This window comes from Microbacterium wangyouchuni (genome assembly GCF_054072595.1).
Genome location: NZ_JBSVRM010000008.1, coordinates 146,805 through 163,372 on the forward strand (window position 1 = coordinate 146,805; position 16,568 = coordinate 163,372).

13 protein-coding genes are annotated in these 16,568 nt (G+C 64.3%); 3 read left to right on the forward strand and 10 right to left on the reverse strand.

All coding sequences use genetic code 11. The features are described from left to right. Positions 1 to 37 precede the first annotated feature (37 nt). From ACW5CM_RS14490 to ACW5CM_RS14500, 3 genes are all read right to left on the reverse strand, one after another. On the reverse strand, positions 38 to 1,342 hold the full coding sequence (locus tag ACW5CM_RS14490; protein WP_457125426.1) for an ABC transporter substrate-binding protein: 1,305 nt from the start codon (positions 1,340 to 1,342) through the stop codon (positions 38 to 40). 82 nt (positions 1,343 to 1,424) lie between these two features. Further along, positions 1,425 to 2,435, reverse strand: a complete 1,011-nt coding sequence (locus tag ACW5CM_RS14495) for a LacI family DNA-binding transcriptional regulator (RefSeq protein WP_457125427.1) — start codon at positions 2,433 to 2,435, stop codon at positions 1,425 to 1,427. Between the two features lie 172 nt (positions 2,436 to 2,607). Then, positions 2,608 to 3,066 (reverse strand): GNAT family N-acetyltransferase, encoded by a 459-nt coding sequence (locus ACW5CM_RS14500; protein WP_438253193.1) that lies wholly within the window; start codon positions 3,064 to 3,066, stop codon positions 2,608 to 2,610. Positions 3,067 to 3,184: 118 nt separating this feature from the next. Between ACW5CM_RS14500 and ACW5CM_RS14505 the strand changes: the two genes are divergently transcribed. Beyond that, positions 3,185 to 5,404 (forward strand): NADP-dependent isocitrate dehydrogenase, encoded by a 2,220-nt coding sequence (locus tag ACW5CM_RS14505; protein WP_457125428.1) that lies wholly within the window; start codon positions 3,185 to 3,187, stop codon positions 5,402 to 5,404. A gap of 69 nt (positions 5,405 to 5,473) precedes the next feature. Here ACW5CM_RS14505 and ACW5CM_RS14510 read toward each other — a convergent pair whose 3' ends face one another. Further along, on the reverse strand, positions 5,474 to 6,937 hold the full coding sequence (locus tag ACW5CM_RS14510) for a L,D-transpeptidase (protein WP_457125429.1): 1,464 nt from the start codon (positions 6,935 to 6,937) through the stop codon (positions 5,474 to 5,476). 193 nt (positions 6,938 to 7,130) lie between these two features. Between ACW5CM_RS14510 and ACW5CM_RS14515 the strand changes: the two genes are divergently transcribed. Both ACW5CM_RS14515 and nagB read left to right on the forward strand, forming a co-directional pair. Further along, positions 7,131 to 8,315, forward strand: a complete 1,185-nt coding sequence (locus ACW5CM_RS14515; protein ID WP_457125430.1) for an ROK family transcriptional regulator — start codon at positions 7,131 to 7,133, stop codon at positions 8,313 to 8,315. A gap of 150 nt (positions 8,316 to 8,465) precedes the next feature. Then, on the forward strand, positions 8,466 to 9,245 hold the full coding sequence (gene nagB / locus ACW5CM_RS14520; protein ID WP_438253197.1) for a glucosamine-6-phosphate deaminase: 780 nt from the start codon (positions 8,466 to 8,468) through the stop codon (positions 9,243 to 9,245). 98 nt (positions 9,246 to 9,343) lie between these two features. On the opposite strand, the gene ACW5CM_RS14525 is transcribed toward nagB, so the two are convergent. From ACW5CM_RS14525 to ACW5CM_RS14550, 6 genes are all read right to left on the reverse strand, one after another. Continuing rightward, positions 9,344 to 9,751, reverse strand: a complete 408-nt coding sequence (locus ACW5CM_RS14525; RefSeq protein ID WP_457125431.1) for an NUDIX hydrolase — start codon at positions 9,749 to 9,751, stop codon at positions 9,344 to 9,346. After that, positions 9,744 to 11,105 (reverse strand): FAD-binding oxidoreductase, encoded by a 1,362-nt coding sequence (locus ACW5CM_RS14530; RefSeq protein ID WP_457125432.1) that lies wholly within the window; start codon positions 11,103 to 11,105, stop codon positions 9,744 to 9,746. Before ACW5CM_RS14530 ends, ACW5CM_RS14525 begins: the two co-directional genes overlap by 8 nt. Further along, positions 11,102 to 11,473 (reverse strand): YrdB family protein, encoded by a 372-nt coding sequence (locus tag ACW5CM_RS14535; protein ID WP_457125433.1) that lies wholly within the window; start codon positions 11,471 to 11,473, stop codon positions 11,102 to 11,104. The genes ACW5CM_RS14530 and ACW5CM_RS14535 overlap by 4 nt, the downstream gene beginning before the upstream one ends. Positions 11,474 to 11,541: 68 nt before the next feature. Continuing rightward, positions 11,542 to 13,533, reverse strand: a complete 1,992-nt coding sequence (locus ACW5CM_RS14540; RefSeq protein ID WP_457125434.1) for a sigma-70 family RNA polymerase sigma factor — start codon at positions 13,531 to 13,533, stop codon at positions 11,542 to 11,544. A 375-nt stretch (positions 13,534 to 13,908) separates the two neighbouring features. Continuing rightward, positions 13,909 to 15,057, reverse strand: a complete 1,149-nt coding sequence (gene nagA / locus ACW5CM_RS14545; protein WP_438253202.1) for an N-acetylglucosamine-6-phosphate deacetylase — start codon at positions 15,055 to 15,057, stop codon at positions 13,909 to 13,911. After that, positions 15,054 to 16,553 (reverse strand): beta-N-acetylhexosaminidase, encoded by a 1,500-nt coding sequence (locus ACW5CM_RS14550; protein WP_457125435.1) that lies wholly within the window; start codon positions 16,551 to 16,553, stop codon positions 15,054 to 15,056. The genes nagA and ACW5CM_RS14550 overlap by 4 nt, the downstream gene beginning before the upstream one ends. Positions 16,554 to 16,568: the final 15 nt, after the last annotated feature.

Genomic DNA, 16,568 nt, shown 5'->3' on the forward strand with positions numbered 1-16,568 from the left:
GAGTGGGGGCAGCACAGGTGCTGCCCCCACTGGTCGATCAGCGGTATTCCGCGGTTCCTTCGTCGTACTGCTCGCCGAGGTTGGCGTTGGTGGTCGCCGCATCCTGCGTGCCGGTGATCAGACCTTGCAGTTCCTGCACGATCACGTCGTAGAAGCCGGGCGCAGGCCAGTCCGGGTAGAAGGAGAGACCGTCAGCATCGAGGATGCCGTTGAATACGCTGATGAGCTCCTGGCTCTTCTCATCGGTGATGTCGGCCGGGTCTGCGGCGACCGGGAGGCCGCCGTTGTTGCCGATGATCGCCTGGATCTCCGGGCGCATCGTGATGTCGATGAACTTGTAGGCGAGATCCTGGTTCGACGCGTTCTCCGGAACGACCCACAGGTTTCCCGATGAACCGAGTGAGAGGTCGGAGTCGGGGAATGCCGTCATGGTCCAATCGAACCCGGTGGCTTCGTTGACGAAGCGCCCGTACCACCAGGAACCGGAGACAAAGATGGGTGCGCTGCCGTTAATGAACGACACACCAGCATCCTCTGCCTTGATCGATGAGACGTCGCTTGCGATATAGCCCTTGTCGACGTACTCCGCGAGAGTTTCGGTAGCGGAGGTGATCTCCTCACCGGCCCAATCGACGGAGTCGGCGTAGAGCTGATAGTCATCGACGAAGCCGCGGTCGGCCTTCATCAGCGCCAGCTGGTACCAGAGCTGACCGAGCGGGTACTCCGCACCGGCCTCGGCGAGCGGAGTGATGCCCTGTTGGACGAAGGCGTCGAGAACTGCGACGAACTCGTCGTAGGTCTCCGGCACCTCCAAGCCAGCATCAGCGAATGCGTCGAGGTTGTAGTAGACGCCGACGAACTCGCCGTAGTTCGGGACGCCATACCAGGTGTCGCCGCCCATCACGCCGTCGTCGGTGTACTTCGCGGTGGTCTGCAGCGATGGGGCGAGCATATCGCCCCATCCGTACTCCTCGACGGCATCCGAGATGTCGGCGATGAGACCGGTGGAAGCCAGGAAGCCGGCCGTCGCGTTGCCCTTGTTGAACTCCATCAGGTCCGGTGCGGCATCGGTATCGAGCACCTGGCTCGCAGTCTTCTGGATCTGCTCGAATGATTTCTCCTCGAATTCGACGGTGGCACCCGTCTCGTCCTCGAAGATCGAGATGGCCTCAGCCCAGGCCTTGCCCATAGCACTGTCGGCTCCTTCGTAGTGCCACAGCTTCAGGGTCTGACCGTCACCGTCATCTCCGCCACCTGCAGAGCAACCGCTCAGGGTGAGGCCAGCAGCGGTAAACGCTGCGATCGCGGTGAATGTTCGAGTCCTGCTAGTGAAATGTGCCATCTTTGGCACTCCTTTCTCCTTGCCCTTCGTCGAAGCGTTTCGATGACGGGGCGCAAATACGGCATATGAGGGTGCAGCTGGGTCAGCCGCGTGGTGGTGCGACGGATCCGACTTCGTGGTACTCGGGCGGAATCAGATGAATGGAGGGAGTCAGGGGCTCGTCCAGGCTGCGAACCGCGAGATCGACTGCAAGATCGCACGAGATCTGCGGGATGAGAGGGATGGTGTCGACAGCGACGGGAAGAACCGCAGAATCAAAGGATGTGCCTGCTGACAGCACCGAAATGTCTTCGCCGACCTGCAGCCCTCTCTCGGCCAGGACTGTCAGCACCAGCGTGTGCACATCATCCGCGGCATGCAGAACGAGAGCTGTTGCCCCGGAGTCGATTGCCGTCTCAGTAGCAGTGCGAACCACCGCAGGGTCGGTGATGGTTGAGCCGCTCGCAGCAAAATCCTGTGCGATGCCGCGTTGTGCGGCGCGTTCGCGGAAACCCTGCAACAGTCGGCGGGGGAAATTCGATCGACGGTAAGCGAGATCGCTTTGGCCGATCAGCGCGATCTTGCGGTGGCCAATATCGGCGAGCCTGTCTACAGCAAGCGAGCCGACGCCTTCGAAGTCGAGGTCGACGCAGTGCAGGTCCTCGTGATCGTCAGGAATGCCGACAAAGATCGTCGGAGTTTGCACTGATCGCGCGATCTTCACACGTTCGTCGTCGGGGGCCACATCAAGCACGAGGATCGCATCGACCAGGTCGGTGGCAGCGACTCGACTCATTCCAGCGGACGCCTGCTCATCGGTCAGCAGCAGAATGTCATAGCCGCGTTTGCGCGCCGCCACTGCGGTAGCCAGCACGAAGGCCATGTGCGTGGGCGCATGGGTGTCGGCGCGGAGCGGTTCGGTCAGGGCGAAGATGTGGGTTCGTCGACCGGCCAGCATCCGTGCGCCGGCATTGGGCTGGTAGCCGAGTTCCTGGACAGCATCTTCAATGCGACGACGGGTCTTGTCAGAAACCGGTCGATTGCCACTGAGTGCATAAGACACAGTGCTGATCGAGACGCCGGCGGCCTTGGCCACGTCGTGTATTGACGTCATCCGGACTCCTTCGTCGCTCTTGCGGAATGCTGTCGAAGCGTTTCGCGAAACGCTTCGACAGTGATACTACGCAGAGTTCGAGCGCGAGCGCAAGCCTTTTGTGGTCAAACCCAACAAAAGAAAGGCGACGAGGCCTCGGTGGGGGAGGGGATCCGAAGCCCCGCCGCCGGTATCAGGGGGTCAGACGGATTTCAGCGATCACTTCGGAATACGCGGTCTCGCCGACCGGGGTGAACCCCACGCGGCGGAAGAACGCCTCAGGGCCATCGCTGCCGGCCTCATAGATCACATTGACGTGTTCCATACCGCGCGTGCGGGCCTCATCAAGCAGATTCGCCACGGCGAAGCGGCCGATACCGCGACCCTGATCGTCCGCGTCGACGTTGATGCGCCAGAGGACGGACCGGAAGTGCTCTTCGGGTGCTTCATCGTCAAAGTTGGCGCTGACGAAGCCGACGACCTCGTTGCGATCCAAGACGACTCGTTGCCATGAGGTCTGCGGGTTGATCACCGTGGCGGCGATACCGTAGGACACCGGAGCGAGGAACTGCTCCTGCCCAGGCTTGAGCGACATGTTGTTCACAGCGACGATCGTCGCAGCGGATAGTTCGACCATGCGCAGTTCCGACATAAGCCCAGGGTAACCTCTCGAAGCATTCTGCGGGCAAAAGATGTCTGCGAACGGCTTCGAGGGCACTCAGGTATCTTGGTATCGAGACAAATTTGACTCGTGAACGGAGAATCTCCCGGTGACCGACGACGCCATCATCTACACGTACACGGACGAGGCACCGGCTCTGGCCACTGCATCGTTCCTCCCGATCGTCCAGGCCTACGCAGCACAGGCCGGAATCGACATCGAAACCCGCGACATCTCGTTGGCCGGGCGCATCCTCGCGACCTTCCCGCAGAAGCTGACTGCCGACCAGGAAGTCTCTGATGCTCTCGCTGAGCTGGGTGGACTGGCCACGCTCCCCGAGGCGAACATCATCAAGCTGCCGAACATCTCGGCATCGATCCCGCAGCTGAAGGCGGCCATCGCCGAGTTGCAGGCGCAGGGCTATGACGTCCCCAGCTTCCCGGACGAGCCCTCCTCTCTCGAAGAGAAGGACGTGCGCGCACGCTACGACCGCATCAAGGGATCGGCCGTCAACCCGGTGCTGCGCGAGGGCAACAGCGATCGCCGCGCGCCGCTGGCAGTGAAGAACTATGCCAAGAAGCACCCGCACCGCAACAAGCCGTTCGCAGACGGATCCAAGACTCGTGTCGTGACTCTCGGTCACGACGACTTCAAGGCCAACGAGAAGAGCTGGGTCAGCCCCGGCGATGATGTGCTGACCATCCAGCACGTCGCCGAAGACGGCACGGTTACCGCGCTCAAGGAGAACCTGAAGGTTCTGCCCGGCGAGATCGTGGATGCCACGTTCCTCTCGGCCGCGGCCTTGGACGCGTTCCTCGCTGAGACGCTTGCCGCCGCCAAGGCGGATGACGTGCTCTACTCGGTGCACCTCAAGGCCACGATGATGAAGGTGTCCGACCCGATCATCTTCGGTCACGTCGTGAAGGCCTACTTCGCCGATGTGTTCGCCGACTACGGCGACAAGCTGGCTGCGGCCGGCCTCAGCGCCAACGACGGTCTCGGCTCGATCCTCGCAGGACTCGCCGACCTCGACGGTGGCGAGACGATCGCCGAGGCGTTCTTCCGCGCCATGCAGAACGGGCCGCGCCTGTCGTATGTGAACTCCGACAAGGGCATCACGAACCTGCACGTGCCCTCCGACGTCATCGTCGATGCATCCATGCCGGCGCTCGTCCGCAACGGCGGAAAGCTCTGGGGAGCGGATGGCGGCGAGGACGACACGATCGCGGTCATCCCCGACTCGTCTTACGCGGGCGTCTACCAGGCGACCATCGAAGACGTCATCGCCAATGGTCCGCTTGACCCGGCCACGATCGGTACTGTTCCGAACGTCGGCCTCATGGCACAGGCGGCCGAAGAGTACGGCAGCCACGACAAGACCTTCGAGGTCACGGCAGCCGGCCGCATCCAGGTAGTCACCGCAGCTGGCGACGTCGTGCTCGAGCACAGCGTTCAGCCGGGCGACATCTGGCGCGGCACTCAGGCCAAGGACGTTGCGATCCGTGACTGGGTGAAGCTGGCCGTCACGCGAGCTCGCGCGAGTGCGACGCCGGCCGTCTTCTGGCTGGACGAGGCACGTTCGCACGACGCGGCACTCATCGCCAAGGTCAATGAGTACCTGAAGGATCACGACACCGAGGGGCTGACGATCAAGGTCCTCGCTCCCGAGGACGCCACCCGTTACTCGCTGGAGCGCCTGCGTCGCGGTGAAGACACCATCTCGGTCACCGGAAACGTGCTGCGTGACTATTTGACCGACCTGTTCCCGATCCTCGAGGTCGGAACGAGCGCCAAGATGCTTTCGATCGTTCCGCTGCTCGCCGGCGGAGGCCTGTTCGAGACCGGTGCCGGTGGATCGGCGCCGAAGCACGTGCAGCAGCTGGTGGAGGAGAACTACCTGCGCTGGGACTCGCTGGGCGAGTTCTTCGCGCTGGCAGCGTCATTCGAGCACTTCGCCGACCGCACCGAAAACGAGAAGGCGCGCGTTCTCGCCGAGACGTTGGATGCTGCGACCGGAACGTTCCTCGAAGAGGATCGTTCGCCCGGCCGCAAGCTCGGCACGATCGACAACCGCGGCAGCCACTTCTACCTGGGGCTGTACTGGGCGCAGGAGCTCGCCGCACAGACGAAGGATGCAGATCTGGCCGCCGCCTTCGGTCCGATCGCCGCAGACCTCACTGCCAAGGAGCAGGAGATCGTCGAGGAGTTGAAGGCAGCACAGGGCAACCCCGTCGACATCGGTGGCTACTACCGCCCCGACACCGCCAAGGTCGCGAAGATCATGCGTCCGTCGGCGACGCTGAACAGCATCATCGACGCTCTGGCGTAAGCACAGGGACAACAATGGGGCCGGATGCTGTGGCATCCGGCCCCATTGTTGTCTGTTGCCAGTGTTGGCTCAGTAGTGGATATTGATGCCGACGCCCTCGGGTGACCAGTCGTAGAGCCACTGCGCGCGCCACTCAGGCATCCCCACGCAACCGTGGCTCTTGGGCGTGCCCCAGGCTTCGTGCCAGTACACACCGTGGATTGCCTGGTCGCCGTTGAAATACATGACCGACTTCACATTCGGCTGGAAGTAGTGCGGAGCCTGTGCGAGGTCACGGTTGCCCATGTTCTGGCTGGACGTCTTCCAGCCGACCTGGTACGAGCCGGTGTGCGTGTTGAAACCATTGACGCCGGAGGAGACGAGCCAAGAGTCGATGGCGTTGCCGTTCTCCAGAACAGTGATGGTCTGAGTGGCGAGGTTGATGTCGATCTGACGCAGCCGCGTCGTGGTCTCGAACGCGGTTTCGTTGACGTTCAGTTCGAATGCGGCGTCGCCGCTTTGAAGCTGCTCAGCGAAGTCGGATGCCGCATTGCTGACGTCGCCCAACTCGCGACCGCTGACGCCGGCGACGATCTCGCGGAGCACGTCTCCTGCGCCGTTGACGATCACGTCGGCGTTGACGGCGGCACGATTGACGAGTTCGGGCAGGGTGTCGACGACAGCCTGGATCGCGGACTCGTCCGCGGTGATGTTCAACTCACTGCCGTCGTTGGAGACGTTGAGCCAGGTGGCGGCGACGGCCGGTTCGACGGGGACCGTGCGCTCTTCGCCGACGTAGAAGCCGATGGCGGCGAGCATGGTGTTCAGCTCTTCCACGGTGGTGGCGGCTTCTTGGTCGCTGATGAGCGCCGGAGATTCGGCGGGAGCCGCGGAGTAGCTCATCGAGCTCTCACCGTCAGTGAGAGCTTCGGTGATGGCGGTGGTGAGATCGGCAAGGTTGATGCCGGTTCCGGCTTCAGCTGCCGTGGAGACGTAAGTGCCGGTGCCCGCGTCAAACGCGACGGTTGCGTCGACAGCATCCGTGTAGCTGGCCGGAATCAGCGCACGCAATGCGTCGGTCGCCAGTTCCGGATCGACGGAGATCGTGCCGGTGAGCGGTTCTGGCATCCATTCGCCGAGCTTCCACATCGGGTGAGCGGCGAATGCTTCTTCAGCCAGAGGTCCGGCGTCGATGGCAGCGCCGAGCTCGGCGCCGGTGATGACCTGCTCGTCGGCGACATCGGTGAGGGTGATCTCGAGGTTCGCTAGGCGCGAGTTGACGGCATCCGTTGCGCCACCGGGGGTCAGGCCTCCGACAGGGACGCCAGCGATGGTCGTTCCCGGTGCGATCAAGAATACGGAGGCTACACCGGCAGCGACCAGCAGAGCTCCTGCGCCGATTCCGACCCAGAGGCCGACACGGCGTTTCTTCGGTGCGGGCTCGTGCGGAGCCCATTCGACTGACGGGCCACTGCCGCCCGGCGGCGGTGGCGCCGGTGTGACAACCGTGGTCTGTGCAGTGTCTGCGCCTGGAGTGGCAGCAAGATCAGTCACGAATTCACCCCCCGTGATTTTGACGCGACATACTTCCCCTTATCATACGGTGCGCCGGGTAACGGAGAGGCAACGGTTGGTCGCGGGGTAGGGGCGAGCTGCGGCGTAGGATGAGGAAATTGCTTTCGTGGACTTTTTACTCTGGGGGTAAAAGTGGTTGCGAAACTGTCGTTCGTAAGGTCTACTAACAAATATGTCCGCATTGGATGACACGCCTCAGTCGCCCGTAACTGAGCCAGTTGCTGTCGGCTCTCATGCCTTCGGGCCATCGCGCAGGCTGCGCTCGCGGGTCAAGGCGCTTCCTGAGCACGCCCGCGGCCACAACCGCGCGTTGGTGCTGCAGATGCTGTACCACGAAGGCGAGATGAGCCGGGCGGATCTGGCTCGCGAGACGGGCCTGACCCGGGTGACTATTTCGGATCTGGTCTCGGAGTTCATCGCTGACGGCATCGTCGTCGAGCTCGGTGTGCGAGAGACCTCTGGTCCGGGCAAGCCACCGATTCTCATCGACATCGACCGCAAGGGACATCAGATCATCGGAATAGATCTTTCCGATGCTGAGGTCTTCCGGGGCGCCGTGCTCACCCTGGATGGTGAAGTCGTGGAGCGTCGCGAGATCGCACGCACAGAGCGGGGCGATGGGGATGCCGCATTTGCCGCGGTGCTGGGACTCGGCCGCGACCTCATCGCGGCATCCACAGAAACCCTGCTCGGCGTCGGCGTCGGAACCCCCGGTGTCGTGCGCACCGACGGGGTCGTACTCAACTCGCCGAACCTGGGCTGGCTTGATTTTCCGCTGGAGGAGAAGCTGAACGCTGCTCTCGGCCTCCCGGTTCTGGTGCGCAATGATGCCAACGCGGCAGCACTCGCCGAATACACCTTCGGCGCCGCTCGTGCGGACTTCATCCTGATCAAGATCGGGGTCGGCGTGGGATCCGGACTCATCTCCGGTGGACAACCGTTGCGCGGCAGTCGCTTCGCCGCTGGTGAAATCGGCCATGTCGTGGTCGGCACCGATGGGGGCCCACAGTGCATCTGCGGCAAACGCGGTTGCCTGGAAGCGTGGCTGAGCGTCACGCGCCTGACCGCCGAGATCGATGCCAATCCCGAGGCGCGCGAGGAGATCTTGCGCGACGCCGGTACCCGATTGGCGATCGCGATCGCTGCCACCGTCGCTGCACTCGATCTGACTGACGTCGTCGTTGACGGACCAGCGGAACTGCTCAGCGGAACGTTCATCGATGCCGCACTCGCAGCATTTCGCGAGCGGACTCTCGACGAGTTCCGCGACGTGGTGATTCGTCTGACCCCGCAGGATGACATCGTCCTGCTCGGCACCACAGTGATGGTGCTGTCGGGACAATTAGGAGTCTCATAGTGGCAGTGGTGCGCCCGGTCAGAGGTCTGGCCGGGCGGATTCCATCGCGCCTCGATGAGAGAATTGAACTGCTTCCATCCGGTTCCCCTGCGGCTGCTCTCAGCGCCGCGCCGGTGGGAGCACATGTCCGTGAAGAGGAGACTGTCGTCCATGGCTGAAGTCGTTGTTGTCGAGAACGCCGCTGCTGCAGGTGCACTGGTGGCGGGCGAGATTGTGCGACTCATCGCACACCGCCCGGATACGGTGCTGGGCCTTGCGACCGGTTCGACGCCACTGCCGGTTTACCAGGCGCTTCACGGACGACTCGCGGGCACCGATGTGTCGCAGGTCCGTGGCTTCGCGCTGGATGAGTATGCGGGCATCGACCCGAAGCATCCGGAGAGCTATCGCTCGGTGATCACTCGAGAGGTCGTCGAACCTCTCGGGCTGAACCCGGAGAACGTACACGTGCCCAACGGCTCTCTCGACGGAATCGAGCACGCCGGCGCCGACTACGAAGCAGCGATCACCGCAGCGGGCGGCGTCGACCTGCAGATCCTCGGGATCGGAACCGATGGGCACATCGGCTTCAACGAGCCGGGCTCGTCGTTTGCTTCACAGACCCGGGTGAAGACGCTCACCGAGCAGACACGCAAGGACAACGCGCGCTTCTTCGACTCGATCGATGACGTGCCGAGGCACTGCATCACGCAGGGGCTCGGCACGATCCTGCGCGCGCGTCACCTGGTGCTGCTGGCGTTCGGCGAGGGCAAGGCACGTGCTGTGGCGGAGGCTGTTGAAGGACCGGTCAGCGCACTGGTGCCGGCATCCGCGATTCAGATGCATCAGCACGTCACAGTCGTCGTCGACGAGGCAGCAGCGTCGAAGCTGAAGCTCGTCGACTACTACCGGTACGCCTTTGCGAACAAGCCCGCCTGGCAGGGAATTTAACCCTCACCCCCACCCCCTCACTCACCCTCACCCCTTGCTTGCGAGTGGGCGCGCGTGGCTCAAGTTTTCGCGATTTATGAGCCACAGCCGCCCGCTCGCTAGGGGGAAACAGCGGGCCAGGCGAGGGGGAGCAGATGCTCCACGCTCAGCGGGGCCAAGGGCAGCGTGCCGATCTCCGCAGGGGTGATCCAACGCAGCTCGGCGATTTCCGCCTGCACCGCGACCTCGCTCGCATCGATCGTGAGGGCGAAGGCATCCGCGACCACACGGTGTCCCGGCTCATTCGCGGCGGCAGAAATGAACCGTCCGAGCGGGCGCAGTGCGTTCTCATCGACCTTGAGGCCGAGTTCCTCATCGAGTTCCCGGGCGAGTGTCTGCGCGGGATTCTCGCCAGCCTCGGGCTTCCCGCCCGGCTGCATGAAGGCGAGCGTGCCCTGCTTGCGAACCACGAGCACCCGGCCAGCGGCGTCCTGGATGATCGCTGCGCTCACATGAATGTCAGGCACGGTTGAATACCTTCCCGGGATTGAGGATGCCGAGAGGATCGAAGACTGCTTTGATCTGACGCTGCAGCTCCCACTGGTCTTCACCGAGTTCTTCGGCGAGCCAGCGGCTCTTCAGCATCCCGATGCCGTGCTCGCCGGTCAGCGTCCCTCCCAAGCGGATGGCGGCGCGGAACAGTTCATCGGCCGCCTCCCAGATTTGGGCAGGAACGTCGGGCCCCTCGAAGATGAAATTCGGATGCAGGTTGCCATCACCCGCATGCGCAACGGTGGGGATCGTCAGGCCGAACTTCTGCTCGATCCGCGCGATCTCGTCAAACATACTCGGCAGGGCACTGCGCGGAACCGAGACGTCTTCGATCAGCGTGGTGCCAAGAGCTGACAGCGCCGGATGGATCGAGCGGCGGATCGCGAGCAACCGTTCGCCTTCAGCACGGTCGTAGCTCAGCACGACCTGCCCGCCGGCGTCGGTGAGCACTGCGGCGATGAGATCGGCCTCTGCCGTGGCAGCCGGGCCGTCTGTCTGGATCGTCAGTTGAGACGATCCAGCCAGGGGAGCGGGCAGACTCAGCAATCGGTGGACGGCCGCGAGGCTGGTCGCATCGATGAGTTCCATGATCGCGGGCTGAGCGCCGGATGCCGTCACCGCTGCCGAGCCGGTGGCCGCATCGGTGACGGTGGGAAACAGCGCTGTGATGGTGCAGACGTCTCCGGCCACGACACGCTTGAGCTTCAGTGTCGCGCCGACCACGACGCCGAGGGTTCCCTCCGAACCGATGACGAGAGAAGTCAGATCGAGCCCGGTCACGCCCTTGACGCTGCGGTGGCCCAGATGCAGGAGCCGTCCATCCGCGAGTACGAGATCGATCGCGAGAACTGCATCGCGCACGACGCCGTACTTCGCGCACAGCAGTCCACCGGCACCAGTGGCGATGTTGCCGCCGACCGTGGAGATGTCTCGGCTGGCCGGGTCCGGCGGCCACCATAGCCCGTGCTCTGCGAGCAGCGTGTTCAGCTCGGCGTTCAGGATGCCGGGCTCGACGACGGCGAAGAGATCATCGGGGCGCACTTCGAGCACCCGGTTCATCCGCACAGTCGACAGGACGATCTCACCGGGCCCGGCGTTGGCAGCCCCCGCGAGCCCGGTGCCTGCACCGCGCACCACGACAGGTGTGCGGGTCTGCGTGGCGATTCGCATCGTCTGCTGCACATGCTCGACGGTCTCGGCATGAATGACAGCGAGCGGGCGGCCTGGGGAGGCATGCCCGGAACGGTCTGCGCGCGCGGCTTCAAGCGTGCCGTCGGTGACATCGACGATGTCGCCGAGAGCGTCCCGCAGGGCCGCAGCGACGGTCACTGCAGGTTTCTCCGACCCGCGAAGAGTCCGGCGGTGACGGCGACGAGGGCGAAGCCGAGCCCGACCCAAGCCTGATCCATCGACCACCAAACAACGGTGACACCGGCATAGATGAGCAGTTCGACGACCGCGCGCACGAATGGATGCAGGCGAAGCAGAGGACGCGGCGACAGGAACAGCGCCCAGATGACCAGAACGAGCAACGGCGCACCGATACCGAACACGAGGTTCCACGGGAAGGTCCACATCGCAAAGCCCCAGAGCACGAGCGATGCGATCGCTGCGACCAGGATCACGGCCCGGATGATGTCGAGCGGAGCGATGTTCGGACGATTGACACCGGGGATTGCGTCAGGAGCTTCGGACATGCTCCCAGTCTATTCGGCCGGGGGAGGTGGCTCAGTCGGGGCAGGACGCTCGAAGCGCAACCAACCGGTCAGACGCACTCTGTGATGTCGATCAACTGTGTGAAGCGGACGCTCGCTTTGTCGCCGGTCTGGTCTCCTGCGATGTAATACACGGACAGGCTTCCGAGGAGCTGTGGGGCAGTTGGTCTGAGGGTAACTGATCCGACACCATCCGAATCCAACGTGATCGCCGTATCGTCACGATCAATGCCCAGAATCCCGGCGGTTCTGACCATGACGGTCGAATCCGGGGCACCGGTAATCACCACAGTGACTTGAGTCTGGTCGATAAGCCTGTCGGGGAGGCACTCTACGGTTGTGGCGCCAATCGTCGGGGTACCGGCCGGTAACGTCGGTTCCGGTTCCGGCGTGGGCGTTGGTTCCGGCTCCGGCTCCGGCTCGGGAGCGGGCTCAGGCTTCGGCTCAGGCGTGGGTTCCGGCGTGGGCGTTGGTTCCGGCTTCGGCGCGGCCGGCTGCTCGGGTTCAGGCGTGGGCTCCGGCTCCGGCTCCGGCAGCGGGACAGTCGGAACATCGACCGGAACATCTGGCACGGGCGGGGCGGGTGCCTCAGGCTCGACCTCGCCCGGCTCTTCGGGCTCGGGAACGGGCGCTTCAGGTTCGTCAGGCTCAGGAATCGCCTCGGTAGGCTCATCCGATTCCGTCGGTTCCGTCGGCTCAGGAACGGGGACCTGGTTTCCGCCTTCATCCTCTCGGCGATCTTCCTGCTCGGTGGGCCGAATCGACGGGTGAGGGGCGGGAGCCTCAACTTCAGGCTCCGTGTTCGTGTCGGTGCCGCGCTCGGGCGCATCCTCGGCGATCTCGAGGACGAACTTCTCGTCAGCATCCAGATCCTCGTCCGGGGCGACTTCCGTTGTGATCAATGAGTCGCCCGGCGCGCTGGCACTGGACATCGACATGACGGGAGCGGCGTTGACCAGCCCCGGGACGATCGCTGCCGCCGCGACTGCGCCGGCGACGAGAACTGCCGCGGATCCGGCGCCGACCAGAGCGCCGATGCCGGTGAAGATACCACCGCCTGCTGCACCGCCTCCGGTCGCGCCGCCTCCGACTGCGCCGCCGGAACCGGCTCCTGCCGTTGTGCCTCCTGCCGCCCCACTATTGCCGTGAAGCGCGCCGGTTCCTGCAGTCACTCCCGCGCCACCGACGCTGACAGCACTACCGCTTACGGATGACGGCATCGCAGCCAGCGCCACGATTGGCACCCCGCTGCCCTGAAGCATCGCGGCGTATCCGGCTGCCCCGGCAACACCGAGCACGAGAGGGAGCAGAACGAGAGCAAGCCGGTTGGATACGTCCTTCGCCTCTGCTGCCACGATCATGCATCGGGCACACTCATCGAGGTGCAGATCAGCGCGCTTCTGATCGCGAGCGCTGAGGTTGCCGCGCGAATACGCACCGAGGTGTTCGATGGTCCAGTGGCACTCGGAGCCGTCTTTCGTGCTGCGCAGATGCGCACCGATCCACGCTTCTCGCAAGCCCTCGCGCGCACGGAATGCCAGTTGCGAGACCGCGCCAGCCTTCATCCCCAGCAGCGGTGCGACCTCTGCTGGCTTCATCCGCTCGATCTCGGTGTACCAGAGCACCTCCTGCCAGCGCGTGGGAAGGCTGCGGAATGCCTGGGCGGTGAGGCTGCGGTCGAGAGCATCGTTCGCGGCCTGGTCGGTGCTGTCCGGATCCGGGATGGTCTCGAGCTCGTCCATCGGCGTTTCGACACGCGAACGGCCCCACGATGCCGCGGTGTTCCGGATGCTGGTGAACAGATATGCACGGAACGAACCGTTCGGTCCGCCGCCTTTGAGCACCGCCTGATAGATGCGTGTGTACGACTCCTGCACCAGATCGTCCGGGTCGATGCTGGAGGTGATCGAGCGCGCGACGGACATCCCCGACGGGTAGTGGCGTCGCCAGAGCTCACCGAATGCTGCACTGTCACCCGAACGGGTGCGCAGGATCAGATCGGCATCGGCGGGGCCGGCCTCAAAAGTCTCGTCGTTCTGCACTGGTTTCCATTGGTCGTGAGAGACGGAGTTGCTCTCACAAGAAGAGACGCGTGATGCTGTCTTTCATCACGCGACTGGCCTATTCTCCTCGAAATTGCCTGTGATGTCACCCCTGTTCATCGCGAACGAACAACTCTCGAAAAGAATCTTCGACTTTCGCGTAATGAATCCACCAGGTCGTCGTCTCATCAAATAGAGACAGCCATCAGAACACCACCGGGGGGCGGAGTTCGGCACCGTGCGGGGGAAATGCACGGTTAGGCGGCTCAGGTGCCTCGGGGGAGGAGTTCCTGAGCCGCCTGTCTCGCGCCTGGGGAGCGCGGGCTGCTGCTGGGGAGTGGTGGCCCGCACCCACGTTCAGCCCCACACCCGCGCTCAGCGCAGTGCGCCGCCCGTCTGCACGTGGACGACCTGCAGGTCGGCATCCAGCAGTACGGCATCCGCCTGATATCCGGGAATGAGCCGTCCGAGCTGGTCACCGAGACCAATAGCTCGAGCCGGCGTCTCCGTCAGCGCGCGAATCGCCTCGACGAGAGACGCCCCGGCCTGCACGGCTCGTCGCAAGGCCACATCCTGCGTCAACGTCGATCCGGCGATCGATCCGGTCTCGTCGGTGCGGGCGATGCCATCGGTCACCGTCACCTTCACCGCCCCCAGGTCGTAGCTGCCATCGGCGCTGCCGGCTGCGGCCATGGCATCCGTCACCAGCGCCACGCGTCCCGGCGCCGAGTCGAAGAGCAACTTGATCACGGGCGGGTGCAGGTGCACATTGTCGGCGATCGCCTCGAGGATTACGCGGTGGTCGGCCGCAGCGGTGAGCACGGGTCCCGGGGCGCGGTGGTGGATGCCCGGCATGGCGTTGAAAGCGTGCGTGAGGATCGTCGCACCCGCCTCGAACGCGGCGACGGCCTGCGCGGCATCGGCACTCGTGTGACCGACAGCCGCGGCGGCGCCCGAAGCCACGATCAACCGGATCGCTTCGATTCCACCGGGAAGCTCGGGGGCGATGGTGACCTGGCGGATCGTGCCGCGACCGGCATCCAGCAGGCGCTGCACCTCGGAGGCTTCCGGATGCCGCAGCAGCGTCGGCTCGTGCGCACCTTTGTGTGCCGGGTCGAGGTAAGGGCCCTCGAGGTGGGACCCGACGATGTCGGCATCCGTCTGCATGAGATCGGCGATCTCACCGACCCGACGGACGAGATCATCGACGGGGGCTGTAACCAGAGAGATCACAGCTCGCGTCGTACCGTGCGTGCGATGCAGGTCGCGGGCGGTGCGGATCGCCTCGATGCCGTCGTCGAAGGCTGCCCCGGCGCCGCCGTGACCGTGGATATCGATGAATCCGGGCGTGAGGATGGCGCCGGCGCCCGCAACCTCGGTCGCGTCGATCACGGCGTCAGCAGGTGCCCAATCGCTACCCGTGCCGGTGGCCGCGACGACGCCACCTTCGAACCGCACCCAGGCATCAGCGGTTTCCTCACCTTCGGTGATGAGGCGAGCGGAGTGGATCAGGGTGGTGTTCAACGGTTGCTCCAAGTGATCTCGGCGGGACGGTGTCCTCCCCAGCCTGCGGCATCCCAACGCGCATCGAGATGCCCGATGCGCGAACGGAACGATGCCCAATCGCGAGAATCGGCTGATGACCAGGCCACCTCGGCGATTGCTGCGGCACGGGGGAAGAAGAGCTGGTCGATGTCGGCCAGCGAGGTGAGAGTCTCAGACCATAGCGGCGCTTCGACACCGATGATCGCGGTCTCCGGCAGACCGGCGATGATGGATGCCGGTTCCCAGCTGTACGCGGTTTCCAGATCGATGAGCGCCGCCCAATCCAGCCCGAGGGGGAAGTCCGCGTCGTACTTCTGATCGAGGTAGGCCGTATCTGACGGTGACATGATCACCGCGCCGTCGCGCTCGGCGAACCGACGAACATCGTCAGCGCTCGTGCCGGCAGGAGTCGTGCTGCCCCAGTACTGGCCGATGGTTCCCTCGGCGACCTGCGCGGATCCTGCTTCATGCCAGGCGACGGGAGTTTTCCCGAGGCGTGTGGTGAGTGCCGTGACACGTTCGACGAATGCGTCGAAGTCGGTCTGCGGTGTGCCGTGAGCCTCATCTCCACCGACATGCAGATACGGGCCAGGAGTGAGCGCTGCGACCTCGGTGAGCACGTCACTGAGGAACGTCCACGTCGCCTCGTCATGGATCTTCACCGACGAGTGTCCGACGCCCCAGCCCCGGTACGGTTCGCCCGCCACGGGCAGGGGCTGTCCGAGTTCGCGAGCCTGTGCACGGAGGTTGTCGGTCATCACCGGATCCTCGACGAGCTCGGGGTAGGCGAGACCGATCGCATGGGTGTGGCCGGGCAGATCGATCTCCGGAATAACCATCACGTGCTGCTCAGCGGCATATCGGACGATCTCGCGGAAGTCGTCGTGCGTGTAGAACCCGCCAGGGCGACCGAGAGAAGCCGTGTTGGCGGCGCGCTCGGTCAGCAGCGGGCGGCTCTCGATATGCAGTCGCCAACCCTGATCGTCGGTGAGATGCAGGTGCAGGCGGTTGAACTTCAGCGACGACGCCCGGTCGATGAACGCCTTGACGGTGTTGACATCGAAGAAGGTGCGAACGACATCGAGCATCACGCCGCGGTAGCCGAAGCGTGGGGCATCGTCGATCGCGACGCGGGGGAGAGCCCAGACGTCATCGGCAGCGGTCAACAGCTGACGGATGGTCTGGATGCCGTAGAAGAGACCAGCGGCTGATCCGGAGAGCTCGACGGCGTCGTCGATGCGAAGTGCGTACCCCTCGCCGGTGTCTTTCGTGTGTCGCAGCACGAGGTCACCGGCTGCGGCCGGTTCTGCGACGACCGGGAGCGTGAGCCCGGTGCGTTCGGCGATCGACTTCGCGAGGATGGATGCCGCGGCATCCGTCTCGTCATTCGCAACGATGCGTGTGCGGCGGGTGAGCGTGAGCGAGCCGGGGGATTCCACGAGAGAAGCAGGGAGCGGAACAACAGGAAGGACCATGAACGAAATCTATCC